Annotated in this window: 20 protein-coding genes and 2 pseudogenes; 11 read left to right on the top strand and 11 right to left on the bottom strand. The window is 40.7% G+C overall.

Annotated elements, in window-relative coordinates; genetic code table 11:
- Positions 1 to 35 precede the first annotated feature (35 nt).
- On the bottom strand, positions 36 to 938 hold the full coding sequence (locus RS893_RS07340; protein ID WP_315790545.1) for an ABC transporter permease: 903 nt from the start codon (positions 936 to 938) through the stop codon (positions 36 to 38).
- 225 nt (positions 939 to 1163) lie between these two features.
- Between RS893_RS07340 and def the strand changes: the two genes are divergently transcribed.
- The 7 genes from def to RS893_RS07305 all read left to right on the top strand — a co-directional run bounded on the left by def (position 1164) and on the right by RS893_RS07305 (position 8270).
- Positions 1164 to 1727 (top strand): peptide deformylase, encoded by a 564-nt coding sequence (def, locus tag RS893_RS07335; RefSeq protein ID WP_315790544.1) that lies wholly within the window; start codon positions 1164 to 1166, stop codon positions 1725 to 1727.
- A 21-nt stretch (positions 1728 to 1748) separates the two neighbouring features.
- The gene (locus tag RS893_RS07330) at positions 1749 to 1949 is read left to right on the top strand and encodes a hypothetical protein (RefSeq protein WP_315791904.1); all 201 of its coding nucleotides are present in this window, start codon (positions 1749 to 1751) and stop codon (positions 1947 to 1949) included.
- A 740-nt stretch (positions 1950 to 2689) separates the two neighbouring features.
- A complete protein-coding gene (locus RS893_RS07325) occupies positions 2690 to 4426 on the top strand; it encodes a S8 family peptidase (RefSeq protein ID WP_315790542.1) in 1737 nt (578 codons plus the stop codon).
- A gap of 347 nt (positions 4427 to 4773) precedes the next feature.
- Entirely contained in the window at positions 4774 to 5085 is a 312-nt protein-coding gene (locus tag RS893_RS07320; RefSeq protein ID WP_315790541.1) for a hypothetical protein, read from the top strand.
- A gap of 165 nt (positions 5086 to 5250) precedes the next feature.
- Entirely contained in the window at positions 5251 to 6540 is a 1290-nt protein-coding gene (locus tag RS893_RS07315; RefSeq protein ID WP_315790540.1) for a glucose-1-phosphate adenylyltransferase, read from the top strand.
- A gap of 91 nt (positions 6541 to 6631) precedes the next feature.
- Positions 6632 to 7144, top strand: a complete 513-nt coding sequence (locus RS893_RS07310; RefSeq protein ID WP_315790539.1) for an AAA family ATPase — start codon at positions 6632 to 6634, stop codon at positions 7142 to 7144.
- 121 nt (positions 7145 to 7265) lie between these two features.
- A complete protein-coding gene (locus tag RS893_RS07305) occupies positions 7266 to 8270 on the top strand; it encodes a DnaJ C-terminal domain-containing protein (RefSeq protein ID WP_315790538.1) in 1005 nt (334 codons plus the stop codon).
- 77 nt (positions 8271 to 8347) lie between these two features.
- Here the strand turns inward: RS893_RS07305 and RS893_RS07300 are convergent, their stop codons facing one another.
- Both RS893_RS07300 and RS893_RS07295 read right to left on the bottom strand, forming a co-directional pair.
- Entirely contained in the window at positions 8348 to 9028 is a 681-nt protein-coding gene (locus tag RS893_RS07300; RefSeq protein WP_315790537.1) for a glutathione S-transferase family protein, read from the bottom strand.
- Between the two features lie 120 nt (positions 9029 to 9148).
- Positions 9149 to 9703: a peroxiredoxin family protein gene (locus tag RS893_RS07295; RefSeq protein ID WP_315790536.1), complete on the bottom strand. Its 555-nt coding sequence runs from the start codon at positions 9701 to 9703 to the stop codon at positions 9149 to 9151.
- Between the two features lie 16 nt (positions 9704 to 9719).
- Here RS893_RS07295 and RS893_RS07290 point away from each other — a divergent pair.
- A pseudogene (locus RS893_RS07290) lies at positions 9720 to 10418 on the top strand (transposase); the annotation flags it as partial.
- 74 nt (positions 10419 to 10492) lie between these two features.
- Here RS893_RS07290 and RS893_RS07285 read toward each other — a convergent pair.
- The 3 genes from RS893_RS07285 to RS893_RS07275 all read right to left on the bottom strand — a co-directional run bounded on the left by RS893_RS07285 (position 10493) and on the right by RS893_RS07275 (position 14119).
- Positions 10493 to 11566 carry an LOG family protein gene (locus RS893_RS07285; RefSeq protein WP_315790535.1) on the bottom strand — a complete coding sequence of 358 codons (1074 nt, stop codon included), beginning with the start codon at positions 11564 to 11566 and terminating at the stop codon, positions 10493 to 10495.
- Positions 11567 to 12178: 612 nt separating this feature from the next.
- Positions 12179 to 12526: a thioredoxin gene (gene trxA, locus RS893_RS07280; RefSeq protein WP_256678112.1), complete on the bottom strand. Its 348-nt coding sequence runs from the start codon at positions 12524 to 12526 to the stop codon at positions 12179 to 12181.
- A 429-nt stretch (positions 12527 to 12955) separates the two neighbouring features.
- Positions 12956 to 14119, bottom strand: a complete 1164-nt coding sequence (locus tag RS893_RS07275; protein WP_315790534.1) for a GuaB3 family IMP dehydrogenase-related protein — start codon at positions 14117 to 14119, stop codon at positions 12956 to 12958.
- 768 nt (positions 14120 to 14887) lie between these two features.
- Here RS893_RS07275 and RS893_RS07270 point away from each other — a divergent pair.
- From RS893_RS07270 to RS893_RS07260, 3 genes and pseudogenes are all read left to right on the top strand, one after another.
- A complete protein-coding gene (locus RS893_RS07270; RefSeq protein WP_315790533.1) occupies positions 14888 to 17398 on the top strand; it encodes an endonuclease MutS2 in 2511 nt (836 codons plus the stop codon).
- Between the two features lie 866 nt (positions 17399 to 18264).
- Positions 18265 to 18870 (top strand): DUF3038 domain-containing protein, encoded by a 606-nt coding sequence (locus RS893_RS07265; protein WP_009456761.1) that lies wholly within the window; start codon positions 18265 to 18267, stop codon positions 18868 to 18870.
- Between the two features lie 25 nt (positions 18871 to 18895).
- Positions 18896 to 20526, top strand: a pseudogene (locus RS893_RS07260) (DUF4335 domain-containing protein).
- A 215-nt stretch (positions 20527 to 20741) separates the two neighbouring features.
- Here the strand turns inward: RS893_RS07260 and RS893_RS07255 are convergent.
- The 5 genes from RS893_RS07255 to RS893_RS07235 form a co-directional block, all read right to left on the bottom strand.
- Positions 20742 to 21776 carry a glycosyltransferase family 2 protein gene (locus RS893_RS07255; RefSeq protein WP_315790531.1) on the bottom strand — a complete coding sequence of 345 codons (1035 nt, stop codon included), beginning with the start codon at positions 21774 to 21776 and terminating at the stop codon, positions 20742 to 20744.
- Between the two features lie 542 nt (positions 21777 to 22318).
- Positions 22319 to 22462: a hypothetical protein gene (locus RS893_RS07250; RefSeq protein WP_315790530.1), complete on the bottom strand. Its 144-nt coding sequence runs from the start codon at positions 22460 to 22462 to the stop codon at positions 22319 to 22321.
- Positions 22463 to 22766: 304 nt separating this feature from the next.
- A complete protein-coding gene (locus RS893_RS07245) occupies positions 22767 to 23228 on the bottom strand; it encodes a ferredoxin (RefSeq protein ID WP_315790529.1) in 462 nt (153 codons plus the stop codon).
- Positions 23229 to 23615, bottom strand: a complete 387-nt coding sequence (locus RS893_RS07240) for a DUF1257 domain-containing protein (RefSeq protein ID WP_315790528.1) — start codon at positions 23613 to 23615, stop codon at positions 23229 to 23231. It abuts the gene before it with no gap.
- Between the two features lie 43 nt (positions 23616 to 23658).
- On the bottom strand, positions 23659 to 23868 hold the full coding sequence (locus RS893_RS07235) for a DUF2997 domain-containing protein (protein ID WP_315790527.1): 210 nt from the start codon (positions 23866 to 23868) through the stop codon (positions 23659 to 23661).
- Between the last annotated feature and the right edge of the window lie 187 nt (positions 23869 to 24055).

The following is a 24055-nucleotide window of genomic DNA, read 5'->3' as shown; positions in this document are numbered from 1 at the left end:
CAAATGACAATTGACAATTGACTGTTGACTATTGACTAACTTTTCGCAAATTTTTGCACAGCAAATAAACTGCCGATTAATCCTACAGTTGCACCAAAGTTCAGAAGAATCAAGGGCAATAATAAAGTTTGTAACGGAGTCAGTTGTAAACCGTTGGTGAGAAATTTGATAAACTCTGGTTGATTAGCCAGTAAATGTCCCAGAAACTGTTGAATAATGCTAATGAAACTCCAAGCGATCGCACCTCCAACCAAACCAAAAGCAATTCCCTGCAATATAAATGGTAGGTAAATCCAAGCGGAAGTTGCTCCTACTAGTTGCATAATTTCAATTTCCTGGCGTCGCGCCATAACTATTAATCTAATAGTGGTGGTAGTAACAGCGATCGCTGTTAAAGTCAAAATTATAGTAATTATCAGTGTCACCCAGCTTAAACCTCGATGCAACTGAGAAATCCTTCTGACTGCTTCATCTACATACTGAACTGCATCTACTCCATGTAACTTTGCTAGTTGTGTTGCTAAGGTTGGTACTACCTCAGAGTTACGTGCTTTCACCTTCAATTCATCTACAAGCGGATTGTCACCTAGCTGCTGCGTAGCACCTTCGATATCAGAAATTCCCAGTTCTTTAACTAACTTATGCCAAGCCTGTTCCTTAGTAATAACTTTTATATCTGCAACCTCTGGCATTATTGACACCAAAGGTTCAACACTTTCAGCCCGCGCACCCGGATCAAGATACACAGATACTTCCAACTGACTACCGAATTGATAAAGTAATTTTTCTACTTGCCAAGAAGTTTGTAAACTCAAACCGAATAAAAATAGTAACACAGTAACAGTACTGATAGCAGCCCAATTCATCCAGCCACCACGCTGTAAACCAATCAAGGTTTCTTTCAACAAATAGTCAACTTTCGTCAGTATTTTCAACATTATATAACCTATAGTTTATACAAAATCATCAAACTCTATTATTAGTCATTTGTCATTTGTCAATGGTCAATGGTTTAGTGGTTATTGGTTAGTAGTTAGTGGTTGTTACTGACTTCTCACACCCCTCACACCCTTCACACTCCCCATCTCCCCACTTCCCCACAGATTGCTAAGATTGAATAAAGCGGAATCATTTCCAATCCATAATAGGTGAGATAAAAAAGAATGCCTTCGGAAGTCGCTGTTGAGAAGAAAAAGTTACAAAATCCGCCCTTGGAACTGCATTACCTTGGCGATCGCGTTTTGCGCCAAGGGGCCAAGCGTGTTACTAAAGTAGACGAAGAAATCCGCAAACTAGCACGGGAAATGCTACAAACGATGTACAGCCAAGATGGCATTGGTTTGGCTGCACCCCAAGTCGGAATTCATAAACAAGTTATAGTCATCGATCTTGAACCAGATAACGCGGCTAACTCCCCACTGGTGTTGATTAACCCTACTATCAAACAGGTGAGTCGGGACATCTGCGTAGCCCAAGAAGGATGTTTGAGCATTCCGGGAGTTTACATGGATGTGAAGCGTCCCGAAGTTGTAGAAATCTCCTACAAAGATGAGTATGGACGTCCTAAAACACTGAAGGCTTCAGATTTACTAGGACGCTGTATTCAGCACGAGATCGACCACCTCAACGGTGTAGTATTTGTAGACCGTGTAGAAAACTCTTTGGCTTTAGCACAGGAGTTATCCAAATACGGCTTCTCCTATCAAGCTGTCAAATCAGTTGTGTAGGATGGTGTGCTTGTGAACGTAATGACTCCCAAGAGTGGTTTATTTTTAGCCTGTTCTTGTATTACTGCGATCGCAGCAGTAGGTTCTATTTTTGAACTTACCTCAGGACAGCCTGATTTAGGTACTCAAACCACCGCCATTATTTTAGGGTTAAGCATTCCCCTAACAGCACTATTTTTCTTTGCCGCAGTCAAAGATGCTAAAGCAAATTTAAATAAGTAAACATTAAAAAGTATATTCATAAGGAAAAGGAAAAGGAAAAATTTATCCTTTTACCTTTTACCTTTTATTTGTCAAGCTTCTTTTTACTTTTTGTCGCTTCACCTATCTGTATTTTCTCAAAACAAGATAAATATTTAAATATCCAAGAGTAATTTAACTATCCCTATTAATAAATTTTACCGAAGAAAGGCAGAGGGCAGAAGGCAGCTATGTTGAAAATATAATTTTTGCCCTCTGCCAAAAGGGTTTAAAGGCACCATTATTTATTTATGAAAAAAAGAAAAAATATGTATTTCGCTCTGGCACAGCGCAAGAAATACTGCGTCCCTATTGAATCCCCTAAATTGATTTATGGGGTTACATAGCTGCCAACTGCCTCCTGCATAGCTGCCTTCTCAATTCATGTCTTAGTGTCTTGGTGGTAAAAAAGATTATCTTTGAACCACAAAGACACTAAGGCACAAAGAATTTAATAGTTTTTCGCTTGATTTGAGTTTATTTTTCACGAATTTAAGATTTTATTTATTTTCTTCGAGCAGAATTTTTGCGAAATCAATCAGACAGTTATTGTATTCATGAATTGCGAAGGAACTAAATAATTGTATTTTTTTACATTTAGCAGCAGATAACTATATTCGCTTGCAACGATTGTAGCTAAAAAAATTACTTGTGAAAAATTGGTGCTGAAGTGACTTATCCTGCTAAAATCTTGCAGCAATTGCACTGAAATTGAGGTAAAAATGAGACACGAAAAACTTTCTCCCGGATTGCTATTAGCTTATGAGGATTATCAAAGAGAAGGACAAGAAGCTTTAACCACGCACAAGCGATCGCTTGGAATAATTGCCCCAAAAAATAGCATTAAGCCTACCCGTAGTGTCGTTTTTATCTACTGTGACGAAAACGCAGATCTGAGCCATTTGTCACAATACGGTATTGAAATTAACCAAAATACAGGTGCTGTCAGGACAGCATACTTACCCCTAGATCGTTTAGATGCTTTATCTGAAGAATCTGCTGTTGAAAGGATCAAACCATCCCGTAAATTAAAATTGCGGATGGATGTAGCACCAGAGAAAGTAAAACTGCCGGAGTTTAAGAATAATACTGGATTGACTGGTAAGGGAGTAGTTATTGGTGTCATAGACAGTGGTATTGATCCAAAACACCCCGCTTTTGCAGAACGTATCTTAAGAATTTGGGATCAAACTCTACCAGGATCAGGAGTAACAGAAGGCGGTTATGGAGCCGAATTAACAGGAACCCAGTTGACTATTTCCCAAGACACAGATGGTCATGGTACTCACGTTGCAGGTATTGCCTCTGGCTTGGACAATACCTATGGTGGTGTAGCACCAGAAGCAGAATTAGTAATTGTTAAAACTGATTTGCAAGATGCTCATATTGCTGATGGTGTTCGCTATATTTTCCGAGTCGCAAGTGAAATGGGATGTCCAGCAGTCGTGAATCTTAGCTTAGGTGGACACGCCGACGCCCACGATGGTAGTGACTCTTTATCAAAAATTATTGATGCTGAATCTGGGGCAGGAAGGATTGTTTGCTGTGCTGCGGGTAATGAAGGTAATGACAATATTCACGGTCAGACAACTGTTAGCAGCAAAACCTTGGGAACTATGCGCTTTAGTGTTCCCTACAATCAAGTAGGTATTATCTGGTTAAACGGTTGGTATTCCCGTGATGGTCAGTTGGAAATATCTCTACGCAGTCCTAACGGATTTGTTACTCCTTTCCAACCAATCATTGCTGATGGCAATCCCTCAAAACAATACAACTTACCAGATGCACGGGTGGAGATTGTCACTCCAGGGCCAGATCCAGTCAACGGGGACTATAACTTCTTTGTACAAATTCGGGGTGGAGGTTTTAGATTTAACCAACCTGTTCCAGGTGGAGTTTGGCAGTTACGAGTACGCAACACCTCCGGAGATAACGTACGTCTAGACGTATGGACATTAGATGACGCAGCGTCGGTATTTTTTACAGGTAAAAGCATATCCGACACAATGAAAATTGGTTCACCAGGCGCTGCCAGCACTGCAATTACAGTAGCTTCTTATACTAGCAAAGTTAAATACACTGATATTGATGGTATTGAGCGACAAGTCGGTTTAGAGTTGGATGATATTTCTGACTTTAGTAGCGAAGGTCCACTGCGGAATGGTTCGCAAAAGCCTGATGTTGCAGCACCAGGAGCGATGATTGTTTCTGCTCTTTCGTCTACTGCCAACTTTGATCGCTCAATGATGGTGAACTCTAAATTTGCAGCCTTAGCTGGTACGAGTATGGCAACTCCATTTGTTACTGGCTTGGTGGCACTGTTGCTGCAACGCGATCCTAATCTTACTCCAGAAGCTATGAAAGATTTGCTACGTCAAAATAGTTCTATTCCTGGAGAAAATACAGCAACCTTTGATAACAAATGGGGTTATGGACTAATTAATGTAGAAAATCTGTAGTTTCAAAGAATTAAATCATACATCTACAAAAAGGTAGACGGACTGCCAGAGCCCCGACTTTTTAAAAAAGTCGGGGCTCTTTTCCCCACAACAGTCTAAATCTCTAATTAGTTAGACAAAATTATATTATCGAGTCTACACAAGGGTAGGCGCGTCAAATTTATAAATCTGATAGGTTGTTTTTAGGATGGGTTAGTTTAAACCTGCTCTTTGTCTAATAAATAAGCTTATTGTAAAACAATCAATACACTACAAAAGGGAAAAAGGTGAAAGGGTAAAGGGAAACAATAGCAATTCCTCTAACCCTTCTTGTTTTCCTCAATATGGTGTTAACAGGGGATTTTCAGATGAATTATAAAAAGCTAGACGCTGCCCTTGCTATGGCGCTAAATCAAGTCCAAGATCCAGATCAGCGTAGTTTAGTGGTTTTCATCCACACCCAACCAGTAGCAGATAACTCTAATGCAACTGCGATCTTGGAAAATCTTGGTATCAGTGGAATCACTGCAAAGAAAGACGTGTTTTCGGCTACTTTATCTATCAATGAAATTGCTAAACTTTCAGAACAGCCTTGGGTGCAGTATCTGAAACTATCGCAAAAGTTGCGTTTAGTGGATGAGCAATGGAAGTCGAAGAGTATCAGTGTTAACAAATCTTAATATCAATTGATACATCTAGTTTGATTTTGTAACACATGTCGTACCATTTATCTCCGGCAGCAGTTTGTAAACTTGACTAAACTTACTTTTCGATACCCCCTTACCAGCTGCCGCAGACAGTCCTAAACTGTAGTTGAGAGTTGAAAGGCAGTCGGGAGCAAACTTGTGAAAAAAGTTTTAGCAATCATTCTCGGTGGCGGTGCAGGAACCCGCCTTTATCCGCTCACCAAACTACGCGCAAAACCAGCGGTGCCCTTGGCAGGTAAGTATCGTTTGATAGATATCCCTGTCAGTAATTGTATAAATTCCGAAATTTTCAAAATATACGTCCTGACACAATTCAACTCGGCTTCTCTGAATCGCCATATTGCTCGTACCTACAGCTTTGCTGGCTTTACAGAGGGGTTTGTGGAAGTCCTCGCGGCACAGCAAACCCCAGAAAACCTTAGCTGGTTCCAAGGTACGGCTGATGCGGTTCGTCAATACCTATGGCTGTTTGAAGAATGGGATGTAGATGAATATTTGATACTATCAGGCGATCACTTGTATCGCATGGACTATCGCCAATTTATCCAACGTCATCGGGAAACTGGAGCTGATATTACTCTTTCAGTTATACCCATTGATGAACGCCGCGCCTCAGACTTTGGTTTGATGAAAATCAATGAGTCTGGCAGGGTTGTTGACTTTAGTGAAAAACCCAAAGGCGAAGCTTTAAAGAAAATGCAGGTTGATACTACTGTTTTAGGCTTAAACCAAGAACAAGCCGAACAGCAGCCATACATCGCCTCAATGGGAATCTATGTCTTTAAAAGAGATGTTTTGATCAAGTTGTTGAAAGAAGCTTCCGAAAGGACTGATTTTGGCAAAGAAATTATTCCTGACGCTGCCAGTGATTACAACATTCAAGCTTACCTATTCAATGACTATTGGGAAGACATTGGAACAATTGAAGCGTTTTATAATGCCAATCTGACTTTAACTCAACAACCTCGTCCGCCTTTTAGTTTCTACGATGAGCAAGCGCCGATTTACACTCGCGCTCGTTATTTACCTCCCAGCAAACTGCTAGATTGTCATGTCACCCAATCAATTATTGGCGAAGGTTGTATTCTCAAAAATTGCCGCATTGAAAACTCGGTGTTAGGAGTGCGATCGCGCATTGAATCTGGCTGCATCATTCAAGATTCCATGATTATGGGTGCAGACATGTATCAGCCATTTGCCGAACGCCAGTCCGACTGTGACCACCGTAGTATACCTTTAGGTATTGGTTCTAACACAATCATTCGTCGTGCCATCATTGACAAAAACACTCACATCGGTTGTGATGTGCAAATCGTAAACAAAGATAATGTCCAAGAAGCCGAGCGCGAAAGTCAAGGTTTCTATATCCGTAGTGGCATTGTCGTTGTCCTGAAAAACGCCGTTATTCCTGATGGAACGATCATTTAGTTAGTGGTTAGTGGTTAGTAGTTAGTAGTTAGTGGTAAATAACCAACTACTAACTACTATCTACAATCTACTAACTATTAACTACCAACTGATGACAAAACTCTTCTTACTAATTGGTCTTCCTGGTAGCGGTAAGTCAACCTTGGCAAAGCAATTAGTGACACAATGCCCTCAGAGACGGCTGGTTTCTACCGATGCTATCCGGGGGCAGTTATTTGGTAATGAAGCAATCCAGGGGCCTTGGCTGCTGATTTGGCGAGAAACCGAGCGGCAATTTCAAAGGGCGATCGCTACCGATAGTACAGTCATTTATGATGCCACTAACGCTCAGCGACGCCATCGCCGTGAAGTCATTACCTTAGCCCGCGACATTGGTTTTACTCATATTACCGGGATTTGGGTAAAAACTCCTGTTTGGCTATGTTTAGCACGCAATCAAAGACGAGAACGTCAAGTACCAGAAGATGTGATTTTTCGGATGTATCGTCAATTGCACGACGCTCCTCCGAGTTTAGAAGAAGGGCTAGATTGCTTAATGTGCTATTCGGGAACCTCACAAAGTACGGAAATTGCCCTCACCTTTTCAGCAACAACCGAACTCTAACTTATTTAAGGTTTGTTAATTTAAAATCAGAGTTAATCTGCCTAGAATTCTACCTAGTGTAGAATACCAAACCCTATATTTTACAAAAAAATATAAAGTAAATACTAGAGGAGTATTGTAGATGGCTACAACCGATTTTAAAGATTATTATGCTGTTCTAGGAGTTAAGAAAACTGCTAGTGCAGATGAAATTAAACAAGCTTTTCGGAAATTAGCTCGTAAATATCACCCCGACGTAAACCCTGGTAATAAACAGGCAGAAGCACGTTTCAAAGAAGTGAACGAAGCTTACGAGGTTTTATCAGATCCAGATAAACGCCAAAAATACGATCAATTTGGTCAATACTGGAAACAAGTAGGTCAAGGCAACCCCTATGGTGGTGGTGTTGATGTTGATATGGGTAGCTTTGACTTTAGTCAATACGGTAGTTTTGATGATTTTATTAATGAATTATTAGGACGCTTCAGTGGTGGTAGTACTCGCAGCAGTACAAGGCAATCTTATAGTTACCGCACTTCCACTGGGGCTGGACCTGGTGGTTTTGGCGGTTTTAATGATTTTGGTTTTCAGGATGCTGGTGCAGGTACTGCCCAAGATACTGAAGCTATAATTTCTTTGAGTTTTTCCGAAGCGTTTCATGGTGTACAAAAGCGCTTTAATCTTGGTAATGAAATTATTGATGTCCGCATTCCTGCTGGCGCTAAACCTGGTACTCGTCTACGGGTGCGTGGCAAAGGTCAAATTAGTCCTCTAACGCAACAACGAGGCGATTTGTACCTGAAAGTTGAGCTTCAGTCTCACCCCTTCTTCCAATTTGAGGGTGATAACTTGGTGTGCGAAGTACCAATAACACCCGATGAAGCAGTTCTGGGAGCTTCTATAGAAGTACCCACTCCTGATGGTAGCGTGAATGTCAAACTACCATCAGGAGTGCGTTCTGGTCAATCCCTGCGTCTACGTGGTAAAGGCTGGCCCCAACCCAAGAGTGGACGTAGTGACCAGTTAGTGAAAATTGCGATCGCCACTCCCAGAGACATTAGTCAACAAGAACGGGAGTATTATGAAAAAATTCGCGCTATTCGTACCTATAACCCCCGCAGTCATTTGCAAAATATTAGGCTGTAACAATTTTGGATTTGGGATTTTAGATTTTAGATTGGGAATAGGTTAGTAGTTATTTGGTTACTACTAACCACTAACTACTAACCACTAACTCTTTCAGATTCATACTGTGCCATTAAAGCTTGCATACGAGATTTAAATGCTTCAATTGCTGCTGGGGTGGGATTGGTAGTTTGCCAAGCCGGACGCTGCATTAAGCTTTCTGTCCATGCACTTAATTTTGAGTTGTCAGTGAGAGAAAAACTCAATATCGGCAAAATAGGCACTGCACTGCCAGCAACAATGTCTGCTAGAGTCAATTGTTCACCACCAAAATAAGGATGATGACCTAACAAGTTTTCAAAAAATTTCAATACTGTAGCTATTTTCTGGTTTGCCGCTTCTATTTTTTGTGAGTCATCACCACCAGCAAAACCCATCATCCGATTGATTAAAGGTGTCATTGCAGGCATTAGTTCATTAACTGTTACCATTTCCACCATGCGTACCTTAGCCAAAGCTTTGGGGTTTTTGGGTAGCATTGCTGGGGTGGGGTATTTTGCTTCTAAATAATCTAAAATTGCCAATGATTTCACCACTGTAAAATCATCATCTAGCAAAACCGGAATGTGGTGGAATGGATTTAGTGCTAAAAATTCCGGTTGTAAATGATCACCATCTAATCTTAATTCTACTAATTCAAATTCAAGTTGTTTCTCTAATAGTGCTATCCAGACGCGACGAGAATTTGCCGAAAGTGTTTGGTGATAGAGTTTAAGCATAGAAAAAATTTTTTTTATCTGAAGTATGAAATTAACCCACTCATAAAGGAAATAGGCATAAATCAGGAAAAATTTGATTTTTTTCGCCCACGAAGGGCGAGGCTTCTACTAATTCTTACTTCATCCTTCATCTTTTCTTTTGTCAAATTGCTCTAGCAATTTTTCTACACTAGCATTGTGGTCTAAGAAAGAAAACAAGTGCTTATAACGTAGTCTACCTTCTTGATCTAAAACGAATTGTGCCGGTAAAGGCGCTCCCAAAGCTTGCCCGACATTATAGGTGCGAAATACTCGGCAGGTGGGGTCACTTAGTAACGGCATCTTTAAGCCTAAATCTCTTACAACTATTTGACTTTGTCGTTCATCAGTACTAGTAATCATCAAAACTTCTACGCCCCGATTTTGAAATTGTTCATAGTTCTCGTTTAAGGATTTGATGTGTGGATAGCAAAGGGGACAATATTGTTTCTCTGTAAAAATTCGTGTAAAAGCAAGTAATACTGGTTGTTTCTTTCTGTAATCTGATAATTTGATTAAGGTGTTATTAGTTATATCTGGTAGTTGAAAATCTGGTGTGAGAAATCCTATTGGTATTTGATTTGCAGCAGGAATAGGCAAAAAATTACTGAAAAATCGCTCATTAAATAAACCGCTAAAATCACTTGAAATTAACATGATATTATCCCCCATAAAAATATCAAAAGTAGTAATTATAAACTCAACGAGCCTCATTACATCATTTTATAGCCAATTCAGACTGGTCAATAAATGAGTTGAAGATCTGAAGTTTAAAGAAAATAAAAAGAGCATTAAATAGTCAGGCGATTACCGTAGTAATAAATGAAACCGGAGATAGAAAAAAGGTAAAAAGACAGATTATGTAGCCAGACACTATCTAGGGAATATAGGAAAAATAGAAAATGGAATAGTGTCAGTCAATGCTTATGGAGTTTATGACAATGTAACATTTCCCTTAAGTGTAAAAGTATTTAAATTGAAGGGAACGCTAAAAGAAGGAGATAAATATAAAACCAAAATAGAGTTAGCGGCAGAAATTATTACAGAGTTAGTTGAATCAGACTTTAATATTCAATTGGTACTCATGGGTAGTTTGTATGGTGAAAGTAGCCCATTCATTTAGAAATGAATGAATACCAGCTCGCTTATGTAGTAGCAATTTCGTTGTAATCACGGAGCCTGGCTGAGCGCTAATCAAAGCGTTAGGGCTAATAAGTGGTTAAAGAGTGAAAGAACATTTGCTAACCAAAAATTAGAATCCAGATACATTCGAGAAATAGTTTATGGTAAAAGAAGAGCCGTAACTTATTGGGAAATAACTACTGACTCAGAGACAATCCCAGAAAATTCTACTTCGTTTATTATGACGAATCACACTCTCCACCTCCCCATCTCCCCACCTCCCTTATCCTTCATCAGATGTATCAGACTTATAGTGAAACGGTATCACTTCAATTCCGGGTGCGCTCTATCTTCTGGTGAAGGCGCACCCATACTGTTGATGACTGCAATCATTTGATACAGACGCCCCAAATCTCGTTGATTGAAGTAAAGAACTAAGCGCGGTAGTTCTAAAGTTTCATCTTGCCTTTCTTGAGGTAAAGCTTGACTTTTTTCAATCCGTCCTGTGACTAAAATGTCACTAAAATTAGCGTTTAATTCCTCTACTTCCGCATCTGATATATCTGTTCTCAGGCGAATTACTAAGCGATCGCCTACGTAACGACTAGAATGATAAACCTGGTAAAAACGGGTAATAGCATTACAAGCCACTACCAAATCATCTGTCACTGTGTACAAATTCGGGTCTTCAGGACTTACTAGACCATTTTTCACTAATTGTTTATCAATATATTCGCTCCAAGAGCGCCAGTAATCTCCACCAGGACGATCAATTAAGACTACGGGTACTGGGCCAAATTTACCTGTTTGGCTTAAAGTCATACACTCAAAAGCTTCATCTTGAGTGCCAAAACCACCAGGGAATAAAGCAACAGCATCACTTTCTTTTAAAAGAAATAACTTGCGAGTAAAGAAATATTTAAAATGAATCAGCTTCGGATCACCCTCAATAATTGGGTTTGCTTGCTGTTCAAAGGGTAATTGAATATTGAGACCAAAAGAATTTTCTCGTCCAGCACCTTCGTGACCAGCTTGCATAATTCCACCACCGCCACCAGTCATGACCATGAATCCCAATTGAGTGACAAAGCGAGCGAAGTCAACAGCCATGTGATATTCTGGGCTTTCTGGTGATAGGCGAGCTGAGCCAAATATGGTTACTTTTCGGACATGTCGGTAATCATGAAACAGCTGGAAACCACGCTCCATGTCTATTAAAGCAGCCGACATAATTTTCCAATCCAAGCGATCGACCTCACTCTCAGCTAGACGCACTATGGTAGCTAGCGCCTGCTGGATATATTGTCGATGCTTCAACGTTGGTAAACGCTCAAGTAATTCGGTGATATCGGTTTGGAGAGACTCTAATGTGTCAAACGACGACGCAGATGAGGTCATGAGAACTGTAGCCAAAGCGGCACTATATTTTACCTGAATTTGATTTCAATGTGTAATTTATCAACCTCTACAGATTTTCAACTATCAGCCATTGCCAATTTATCTTGAGTTCGATAAATATTGTCAGACAAAACAATCACTCGCCCGCAAGTAAATCAGTGAACAATAACTGATAACTGATAACTGAAATGATGAATTGTCCCAAACAAAAAAGCACCTCCAGTTGTAAAAACCAAGGCGCTACTACTTTTTTTGCCAACTAAAAGTTACTTTGAAACAACACAATCTAGTGCAGTTTGCCAAAAATGGCTACAACAGGAAAAATACGCTAAAAGCTGATGACAAAAGCTTTACAGCCTTGTATTTTTACCTTTTGCATGAGTTTTTCCACTAAGAGTTGGCAAACAAAGAGTGAAAAATGAATCACAGATGACTTTTTTAGAGTAGACTTTATTGCTATTGTGTGTTCGGCAGTAAAACACAGCGCAAACTACGATATTTGGAAAAATATTAGAGTTAGGAGACTAGTTGTAGTATCCTTTTTTTAGCTAGCAAATACCGGAAAAATTTGGAGTGAAAAACACTCCAAAAGTATTTGCAGTAGCTTAAACTTTAAAGATATTTTTCCAGAGTATTAGCTAATGTTGATTTCGGCACAGCTCCTACTACCATATCAACTTTTTGCCCACCCTTAAAAATCATCAATGTAGGAATGCTGCGGATTCCATACTGGCTAGCAACATTAGGATTCTCATCGGTGTTAACTTTAACTACCTTGAGTTGACCTTCATACTGAGCTGCTATTTCATCTACAACTGGGGCTACCATCCGGCAAGGACCGCACCAGGGTGCCCAAAAGTCAACCAAAACAGGAACTTCGCTGTCTAATACTTCCTGCTTAAAAGTAGAGTCGGTAACTTGTGCGGCTGCTGACATGGCTACAAACCTTTGCCTATATATTTTTGATCGTGCTGAAATTCTACCATAGCAAAAAGCACTGCTTGGAGTCAGACATATACATTTGTGTTTGACATGCCCACAGTTTGAAGCCGATGGGATTCTTTAGATTTGAACCTTTAGGGTAGCCTCAATAGTCCCTACTCTGTGTGGCATTAACTTGTCCTTTTACATAAGGAACCGCCCGAACAGTAGTTCGGGCGGAGTGTGGTGTGAGGAGTGAACGGAAACATGCGTCTCCGCTATTCCTATTGTAGGCGACATATGTGATTTTTCCAGTAAATGTTTTAGAGTCTGGAAAAATTTTTTTGTAGTTGTTGGTTGTTGGTAGTTAGTGGTTAGTGGTTAGTAGTTGGTGGATAGTGTTTAGTTGTTATTCACCCCTCACACCCCTCACACTCCCCCTACTAACAACTATCAACTAAACATGTCTTACTTGCCCATACCTAATTGTTGAGCTTTTTGGTATACTTTACCTTCAGTTAATAGGGAAGGAGCAATCACAACTTCGACTTGCTGCATTTCTTTGAGGTTTTTTGCTCCTAGTGTACCCATACTAGTTTTTAAGGCTCCTAAGAGATTATGAGTACCATCATCTAACTGTGCAGGGCCAACGAGAATTTGTTCTAAAGTACCAGTCGTACCTACGCGAATGCGCGTCCCCCGGGGTAATACAGGACTAGGAGTTGCCATACCCCAGTGATAACCACGTCCTGGTGCTTCGCTAGCCTTGGCAAAAGGAGAACCAATCATGACTCCATCTGCACCACAAGCAATACACTTACAGATGTCACCACCAGTAATTAAACCACCATCAGCAATTACTGGAATGTATTTACCTGTTTGTTGATAATACTCATCACGGGCAGCTGCACAATCTGCGATCGCTGTTGCCTGTGGGACACCTACTCCCAACACACCACGGGAAGTACAAGCAGCACCAGGGCCAATACCAACAAGAACCGCAGCAGCTCCTGCTTTCATCAAGTCTAGGGTAACTTCATAAGTGACGCAATTACCCAAAACTACAGGTATAGGCATTTCTTGACAAAATTGAGCCAAATCAAGGGGAACTATAGATTCTGGCGACAGGTGTGCTGTAGAAACAACTGTTGCTTGCACAAAAAATAAATCTGCCCCTGCTTTTGCAACTACTGCACCATATTTACTTGCTCCTGCGGGAGTTGCACTGACTGCGGCAATACCACCTTGTTGTTTAATTTCTTTAATTCTTTGTTCAATTAATTCTGGTTTAATAGATTCGGCATAAAGTTCTTGCATCAAGGGGACAAATTCTTCTTTGCCCACCGAGGCTATTTTGTCTAAAATTGGCTCTGGATCAGCATAACGAGTTTGAATTCCTTCTAAATTCAATACACCCAATGCTCCTAAGTTTGATAGAAGCACAGCCATCCGAACATCTACTACACCATCCATCGCGCTGGCAATAATGGGGATTTCTCGCTCAATATTACCAATACGCCATTTTGTGTCTGCCAAACTCGGATCTAGCGTCCTGTTGCCAGGTGCTAAAGCTATTTCATCTATGCCGTAAGCCCTACGAGCTGTTTTTCCCCGCCCAATTTGAGTTTCCACGCTGTTAATGTTCCCAAATCTGTTTAAGCTAGGGTATCAAATTGTGGAGATATTTGCAGCGTTTTTTTTGAAAACACACTACCCAAGTTACAGAAAAAGCCAATAAGAATCAAGATAAACAACAAGGCTGAATGAATCAGTTTTGCATCTTTATTTACTTGAGGTTGGTATTAGCCAGGTTCTAATTTGTTGATGATTGAGGTGTCGATTATTACTTAATTATTTTTAGCCTTGTCTGATTGTTTTGGCATCTTTAAATTTACTCAAGTTATGCTAATTCTTAGCATCCTTGTATCAATTCCAAACACCCCTGCTTTTAAGTATGAGGATTCCCTGTTAAGAGTTTCCTGTTCCCTTTTCCCTATATCTTGATCTATACGGGAATTTCACCCTGTCAGAGTGAGCCGTGGAGGGTTTTGTATTGCTACGATAAATTTCAGATTAAGATCAGTCGCTCATGAACTTTGGTACACAACTAAACATGAAAATTCCGCTTCTCCCTATTCGCTGTTAAGAGTTAACAGTTCCCTATTTTCAGGCTAGAACCTCACTGGCAATTGCCCACAACGATAAGATGAAAATTCAACATAGACGCGCTCATAGGCTTCCGTAAGGTACACCTTGCAAGGCGATTAATACCGATGGAACATGGGTTTGCTGCTAGGTTAATCCCCCTTTGCACAGAGTCTTCGCAGGAGAATCTCTGTTAAGAGTTCCCTATTTTAAGACAGATATTAATCAATTATTAAAACAGTACATATTAAAGCCTTGATTCAATCTGAAACTCTAGAACTACTCGAATGGCATCGCCTCTGCCAGCATTTATCGACCTTTGCGGCTACTAAACTTGGGGCGATCGCAGCGTGTGATTTGACGCCACCTAGCTCTCAAGCTGAGAGTGAGTATTTATTGACGCAAACCAAAGAAGTGTATGAACTCGAAAGTCGTCTCACTACAGGACTTTCGTTTGAAGGAATTCAAGATATTGGTGATTCTCTAGAAAGGGCAGAACTACAAGGAGTTCTAGCAGGTGAGGAACTGTTAGCTATTGCTACCACTCTTGCGGGAAGCAGAAATTTACGCCGGATGATCGATAATCAGCCAGATTTGCCCATTCTCACAGAATTAATTGCTGATTTAAGAACTTATCCAGAACTAGAACAGGAAATTCATCGTTGTATTGATGAACGAGGACAAGTAAGCGATCGCGCTAGCCAAAAACTTGTTGATATTCGTACAGAACTGCGTAAACTACGTAATCAAATCACACAAAAATTACATAATATTATACAAGTAAAATCTAATGCTGTTCAGGAACAAATTATTACCCAACGAGGCGATCGCTATGTAATTCCTGTGAAAGCACCACAAAAAGATGCGATTCCTGGTATAGTTCATGATACTTCTGCTAGTGGCGCCACACTATACATAGAACCAAATTCCATTGTTCCCTTGGGTAATCAGCTGCGGCAGTTAGTTAGAAGAGAACAGGCAGAAGAAGAGGCTATTCGTCGCGCTTTAACTGAACAAGTCGCACAAGTAAAATCTGATTTGGAAAAATTACTTGCCATTACGACTACTTTAGATTTAGCAACTGCCAAAGCACGCTATAGTTTCTGGCTAAAAGCCAACCCACCCCGTTTTATCAATCGCCAAGCCAATGAGTACATTACCCTGCGGCAATTACGGCATCCGTTGTTAGTGTGGCAGCAACAACACGAACAAGGACAAGCAGTAGTTCCTGTAGATTTACTGGTTCAACCAGAGATTAAAGTAGTAACTATTACTGGACCAAACACAGGTGGTAAAACAGTAACTTTAAAAACCTTAGGTTTAGCGGCTTTAATGGCAAAAGTCGGTTTATTTGTTCCTGCCCGTGAACCAGTAGAATTGCCTTGGTTTGACCAGGTATTGGCAGATATAGGCGACGAACAATCACTACAGCAAAATTTGTCTACATTTTCTGGGCATATTCGCCGCATTAGTCGAATTTTGGAGGCGATAGGCGAACAACTTGATGGGGAAATGGGGAGATTGGGAACTCGGGGCCCCCACTCCCCCAAGGGAGTGGGGATTAGGGGCAATGGGGAGAAAGATTGCACCCCACCACCCCACCACCCCACCACCCCATCCCCTCACCTAAATTCTGCCCTGGTACTCCTTGATGAAGTCGGCGCAGGTACAGATCCTGCTGAAGGTAGCGCCTTAGCGATCGCTTTATTACGCTATCTGGCAGATCATACCCAGCTAACTATGGCAACTACTCACTTTGGTGAACTCAAAGCGTTGAAATACCAAGATGAACGATTTGAAAACGCTTCGGTAGAATTTGATGAAGCCACACTTTCACCTACTTACCGTCTACTATGGGGGATTCCTGGACGTTCTAACGCTTTGGCAATTGCCCAACGCTTGGGGTTAAAAGCAGAAGTTATCGAACAGGCGAAAACTAATCTGGGAGGATCAACAGACGAAGTTAACCAGGTAATTGCTGGGTTAGAAGCGCAACGCCGCCGCCAAGAAACCAAAGCAGCACAAGCACAAGATTTATTGCAGCAAGCTGAACGTTTATACAAAGAAGTCTCCGCAAAAGCCGCAAATTTACAGGAAAGAGAACAAACTTTGCGTGCTTCCCAAGAAGTAGCGGTACAGCAAGCGATCGCCCAAGCCAGAAGCGAAATTGCTCAAGTAATTCGCCGTTTGCAGCAAGGTACACCCACTGCCCAAGATGCCCAACAAGCTACAAATGCTTTGCATCAAATCGCCGAGAAATTTATACCCCAACCACCACCAAAACCGAAACAAGGATACATTCCCAAAGAAGGCGATCGCATCCGGATTCCCAAATTAGGGCAAACAGCAGAAGTTTTGACTGCACCCGATGATGATGGTGAATTGACTGTCCGGTTTGGGATTATGAAAATGACAGTCAAACTGGAAGATGTGGAATCTCTAGATGGGAAAAAAGCTGAACCAGTAGCGAAAGCAAAACTATCCCCAGCAGCAACACCAGTTACACCAACCCAACCAGCCCCAGCAATTCGCACATCCAAAAATACGATAGATATACGTGGACGTAGGGTTGCAGATGCCGAACTTGTTCTAGATAAAGCAATTTCCGAAGCAACAGGGCCAATCTGGATTATTCACGGACATGGCACTGGTAAACTGCGGCAAGGTGTTCATGCCTTTTTGCAACAACACCCCAGAGTCAGTCGCTATGAAGCAGCAGAACAATCTGACGGTGGCACTGGTGTGACTGTGGCATATGTGGATTGAAGCAGTGACCGAAGAAAGGCAAAAGGCACCAGGGCAGTCACAATGAAACTAGTTTCATGAGCTTTGCTATGAAAAACATCACCCCGTCAAGAGAGGATACCCCTCTGGTGAACCCGCAACAGAGGGAAAGGAGTGAGGTTGCTTTCAAGTTAGATGGCAGAAGGCTGGAAAAAATTTATACCAATTAACTAGTCCTCTGCATTCTGCCAATTGGATTCAAGAAAGCGAATTTACAAATCTCTTCTTCTACCTCTGTGTCTCTCTTGCCTCTGCGGTTTATTAATGCACTATGTTTAACTTAGTCACGCTACTACATACACAGTTTTAAATATTAGCTGCTTAAGAAATATTGATGAAAAATTAATCAACAAGTAGCAAAAACAAAATTATATTGATATTTTCATCTATTAATTTACAACAACTGCCAAAAAGTCTTATTCCAATGTCAACATCACAAAAAAAATTTTTAGTTCCTGCTTGTTGAAATATACCTGATTAGGTATTCTTTGGTTGGAAGTAAAGTAAATCACAAACAACTAACCAGTCAACAGAAGTAAATATCTATCTAAAGGAAGATTTATTTATTTTGTTAAAGCATCAGTTTAAGCAGAAAATAGTTAAACACAAGGTTGGTGCAATTAGCAGACAAGATGTAACTAAAAGCGCTTGTACTTTATCCCAAATCGCTTTTCATCATAGAGTAAGACAATGACCACTGCTGTTTATCCAACCATCTCAATTTTCAAAAACGCCCAACAGCTTGCTGTAGGCACTTTCTATTCATAGCTTTAGGAAACTAATATTCACTCGTAAAAGTCTGGTTTCAAAATGGGTAACAGCAACAGCCCCTACTAGCCCGATCACCTATGCTAAAAGTTATGCACTCTGCCGCTAATTCACCCACTCCTACTCCTCAGTGGGAGGATTTAATAAAGCTTCCAGCCCCGAACACAACTCAATGGGAAAACATTAAAACCCAATTAGATTTGGTGCTGTTGGCATTAGAAACATTGACTGGCATTGGCTCCGAGGCAATGCTTTCAGCGGCAATTAATCTAAATTTAGAGTCCAGAGTGCCAGACCGTGTAGCGTTGTGGCGGCTACGCCAATCTAATCCGCTACGCAAAGGTCAAGGAGGGCGAAAAAAGCTCGATGTTGAAGAAGCACGAGCGCTTGTTCTCATTATTTGTTATCTTGCCAAGCAGCATCAAGAATTGATTCGTCGTGCTGTTGGCTTGTTAGAACAGATGGCGGAAAATAACCGCGAACCTCATCAGGCTGCTTTATTAGGAGATTATATCGATGCTTTCTGCAACACTTACCAAGAGCGGATGGAGGAAGACTCGACGATCTCTACGGATGAACTTACCCACCTGGCTTTAAAACTGCTGATAGATCTTCTTTTTTATAGTGGTCCTGGTGGACATCGCCGCCTCTGGCTAGCACTTATAGACCGTTCAACGAAATTTTGAAAATGTCCTGCTTGCAGTTCCTGCCATGCCTGTAACAAATTCTGTCATCCGTCGTTACACACCACCCACTTGCACGCTAGAAGTCTTGGCACAAAGCTCATCTCTATCTCGTTGGGTGGGAAAGGGAAGATCGGTTCTGAAGGATCTACGCTTTGAGTTAAGTTTTGACGATCCACGACTTAGCGAAGAACAGAAGATCGTTATTCGGGGCGATCGCGATCAACTAGAAGCTTTGTGTGCAGCAGTCACAAACTACGTGCAGGAATTCCTTCAAATGTCCCCTGAAAGTTTTTGGGCAAACTTTTCAGAATTAGAGGACTCAACCAATGCACCAGATGAACCAGAATCACAAGAACCATTACAAAATTCTGCTTCTACCGAAACATTAAATTCTTTTAATAATCAAGTACCAGAAACAAAAATACACATCGAACCAAATAGCCATTTAACTCATAATTTGTTTCTTGGTTCTTTGGGATACCAAGCATCCAAGTCTGTTGTTCAACTGAGTTTGCTACAGTTATTTGATTTGGCAACAGCTTTAGATCAATACTCTGACGATATACTTGCCCTACCTAATCTCTATCAAGGGCGATCGCGTTTTGCAATTCCTGGTTGGGTTCCTGCGGTAGCAGTACTAGTATTAGCTGTTGGTTTAGTACCATTTACCTACCAATATGCAATTCAGAGTAAGCAAAAACCTACAGCTACTGAAGATAAACTAGCCTTAGAACCATCACCTTTAGATTCGCCAACACCTGCAATCACCTCCACAGATCAACTACCTCCCCTACCCTTTGGTTCTAATAGTTTGTCAATACCTGGTTCCACCTTAGCTTCACCTACCCCAATTTCTCCCCAAGCCCAAGGATTTCCCACAGCGCCCATATTACCTAACGCACCTTCTCAAACAGGTTCCCCTTCTGCCTCTACATCCGCATTCCCCCACCCTCCCAATCATCTTCCGGGAACAAGGTATTCCCCAGCGTCCCACCAACAGCAAAACTTCCCACTACAAAAGCTCCACTGACATTAACAGATCCTGGGCAACAAATTCGTATTCAACCTAAAACCCCACAGCAGGATACCACCGCTTCTACTTCTAACAGTGGAGTTATTGCCCAAAATGGGAATATTTCATTAAATTCACCAAATTCATCCACTACAGAATCTAGCCTACCTTCTACTTTGCCTGCGATTCCACCGACTATTGCTACCGCACCCAATAGCCGTACTAGTACTCCTAACCAACAAAATCAATCACCAAAAAATAACTCAGTTGATGCAGAAGATACTTCCCAATTAATTGAGAAATTGCGACAAGATCGTAATTCCAACCAAGTCGCAACTAGAAATAGTAATGCTTTGTTTGACGCAACAGCTCAAGTATCCGAAGCTAGAGAATTTCTAACAAAGCGCTGGCAGCCACCTTCTGGCTTAAACCAAACACTAGAATATAGTTTGGTTGTGGGTGTCGATGGCACTATTGAACGTATTCTTCCTTTAGGAAAAGCTTCGAGAATATATATAGATCGCACAGGAATGCCTTTAATTGGCGAACGTTTTGTTTCTCCCAATCGTAATGGGCAAACTGTGATCATTAGAGCCGTTTACAGTCCTGATGGCAAAGTAAAAACTTTTGCTGAGAAGGATTAAATCAGTGAACACTAAACAGTTATCAGTTAACGCCAATGATACTAGGGAAACGTTACCTGAATGATGAATCCCTTATTACTGGTAACTGATAACTGATAACTAATAACTTGCGTACCTCTGCGCTAACTTTGCGTTCCTTTGCGTTTAAAATATTAGTTTAGGTGTGGTGATATGGCTAAAAATCTACTTAACCTATACCTTCACACCTAAAAAACTTATCCTACTGCTTTGACTACTGACATAGTTTTCAGTTTGCTTAACCAGTCTTTAACAACACCTTTTAACTTAAGTTCTGTGTGGTGTTGCCACTCAAACAAAGGAGCAAAGCCTAAAGACAGTGCTATAATTCGCAGCCGTAACAGAGGCGAATCACCCAGTTGCTTTAATAAAGCGACAAGTTCTGCTCGTTCTTCTTGATTAAAAATAGGCAGAAAAGAATAAGCTGAATGTACGATTGCCATCTTACGTCTCTGTTTATCTAGCACTTTTATATCCCAGCCGCGCCTTTGAAAAGCTGGTAAGAAACTCTCTTCAAAAATCCGAATATATCCTCTTAACTGCAAGTGTTTACGCTTGGAGCGAGTTTTCTTCACATCAGTCCAAACTCGATATTTTGCTAGCACTTCATCTGCGTAGACATTCCCGTAGCCAGCATCTGCGATTCTTACAGATAAATCATAATCTTCAACATATTCAGGGCGATTTTCGTAATATCTTAATTCTTGGAGTGCCTTAGTTCTGAACATGATAATGTTCGCTGCCACTCTATAGCCAGAAACTGCTGCCATTAGAGCTTCATCAGAGTTTTGAAACTCTTTTTTTCTGACAACTCGTGCTACTGAATGATTATTTCCATGCTGATCAATTTCCCGGATAGCGGTATGAGCATAACCAGCTTCTGGATATTTTTCTAGCAGTGAGACTAGTTTCTCTACATAATTTGGCATTAAAGCATCATCTGAGTCCAGACGTACAATAAAGTCAGTTGTTGGCTGACTCATTAACCAAGTATTGTTGCCAGCAATACCTAAGTTCTTGGGTTGCCGATAGTAACGCACTTGGGGAAACTGCTGACACAACTGTTCCATCACCTGGGGTGTTTCGTCAGTACTACCATCGTCTGAAACCCAGACTTCCACATTTGGATAAGTTTGACAACAGGCACTACTTACAGATTCAATTAAGTATTGGGCTTGATTATAAGTAGGAATACATACAGCAACTGAGGGAACTTTTAACATTGAATTCATATCAAATCTAGTCCTACAACTGAAAATAGTTTTTTGTTGTGTTTCGCTGAACAGCAGCAACAGAATTAAGCAATAATCAATTAGGTTTAAGTAATGATTGCAGAGATAAAGTTTGTCTTACTACATTTGTGCTAGTACAAAGTTGGATGAATTGATATTTGTGATGTCAACTAGACTGTTGTCTCAAGCTTCCTTCTGGCAAACAAGCGCTATCTAACTAGGAGACTTTCAATATTTTTCCAGTCACCTTTACTGGGTAATTTTTTTAAAGTATGGTTAAAATTAAGACTTTATCCCAAATTTCTAATCAGTCCTCGACTGTACTATTCAGTTGTTGTATGGATAAAGTGTTTATACCCCACGGAGCTAAATTAACCATTAACGAAAACTTTGATGGTTAATCTTAGTAGATTTGCGTCAGAGGAAGGTAAGTATAGAATAGATGTCTCTAATGTTGTATAGAATCCCTCTCTAGCAATATTGAAGAGAATAGTATCATTGCTAGTTTTTACGGCTACAGAGAGAGGCATTTAATCCCTAACTCAGGGTGGAGTTAAACCACCAGGAATTCTCACAGCAGGGACACTTTGAACTACAAGATCATATCCAATGAAAAGATAACCCCCTAGCAGTGCTTGCTGGATGTGAGCCAGGAAGATAGATTTAGTTGAACCTAGCTTAAACATAAGGGTACCCTCTGAGATTTTCTTTCAGAGTTGCGCTACCATTGGCACATACTCACAGTTTCACAAATAATATTTTTTCGTGAAGCATTAATTAAAAATCTTAAAGCAAGAAAATCAAAATCACACTAGATCTAAGGTGATTTAACAAGAATTTCATGATGTTTATACTCAATCTTTACAAAGATATGATAAAGCAGTCCATCCAAAAAACCAAATTTTTAACTAAATTGATCTAAAAAACAAAAAGGCTGGTAAAGCCAGCCCTATCTCTTATGATTTATTATTGTTGTGGAACCAGTTGTATTTAATAACGGGATTTTTTTTGTTTTAATTTTAGCTTTTTGCGTCTTCGCTCAGCAGCTGCAACTGCACCTTCCACAGGATAACCCACCACAGGTATGACCTGATATTTACGTTCCTCTTCTAACCGTTTTAGTTCGGTATAATCAGTCCAGTGGATACAATCAACGGGGCAAGTGTCTATTGCCTCTTGTATTACTTCCTCTGGATCGCCATCTTGACGTATTGCACGCGATCGCCCATAATCGGGTTCTATATAAAAAGTATTACGGGCAACAAAGGCACAGTGTTTACAGCCAATACAGGTGATTTCATCAACATAGACACCTTTTTGGCGCAACATACCCCCTAATTCCGGTTCTAAACCGGAACGATCTGGGGTATTCCGCAAAAAGCCGCCTAATTCTGGTTCTAGACCGGATCGGTTATCTTCCTTCTGTTCCAGCGACGGCAAAAAATCAGACATTTACGCACTCCAGCGTTGTACTACCAGGCGAATTGAACCATCTTCATTTTTTTGTTGTTCAGCAACTTGAAAGCCTGCACGCGCTGTCTCTTTTACTACTGTATGATAGGCATAGCGCTGTGTTACCTGGCGTAAGAATCCTTCTACAGACAAGTCTTGTTGCCAATATTGCAAATCAGCTACCAACTCGTATTCTTTACCATTCCATTTGAAACCAACATCGTAACCATTTTCTTGCTCGATAGTAATCTCGGCATTGTAAGTTTGACCACGATAGCCACGCACTTCGCGCGGACCTTGTTTCCAGTCTATACCCAAGTCAGAGAGAGCTTCTTGCAAAGATTCAAGATTACGAATTTGAGTTTTAATTTGGCTAAAGTGTGACATGGCGGTTATGAATCGACTCAACTAAGTGTTTGTGTTTGCTAATTTACCAATCGCTATAAGCGGTTTGGGTGTTCACCACTCCAGATTGCTGCACCTTGGCGGCGAAGAATTCTGAGGTTGGCTCTTGATTAAGCACTAGTCCCAACTGTGCTTCTATAGCCGCTGTCACTTCGGCACAGGAATTACCCACAATACCAGTGACTTTTTCCTGTACCCGACCATCTGGATAAATGATGAATTCTAATGTCTCCATGCTTTTGGCCAACCACAAATAGTACGCTTGGATTGTACTGCTCTAGCAAATGGCTAAAAATGTAGCTCTAGGGAACAGCATTTTTCCTTAGCTACAAAATTAGCTATTTGTTAACTAATGTTCCATCTCTCAAAATATATATCTCAGAAACTTTACAAAAATTATTAGTCTTATTAGTCAACACATC

The sequence above is a fragment of the Fischerella sp. JS2 genome (genome assembly GCF_032393985.1).
GTDB lineage: Bacteria > Cyanobacteriota > Cyanobacteriia > Cyanobacteriales > Nostocaceae > Fischerella.
This window is presented reverse-complemented; position numbering and strand designations above follow the sequence as displayed.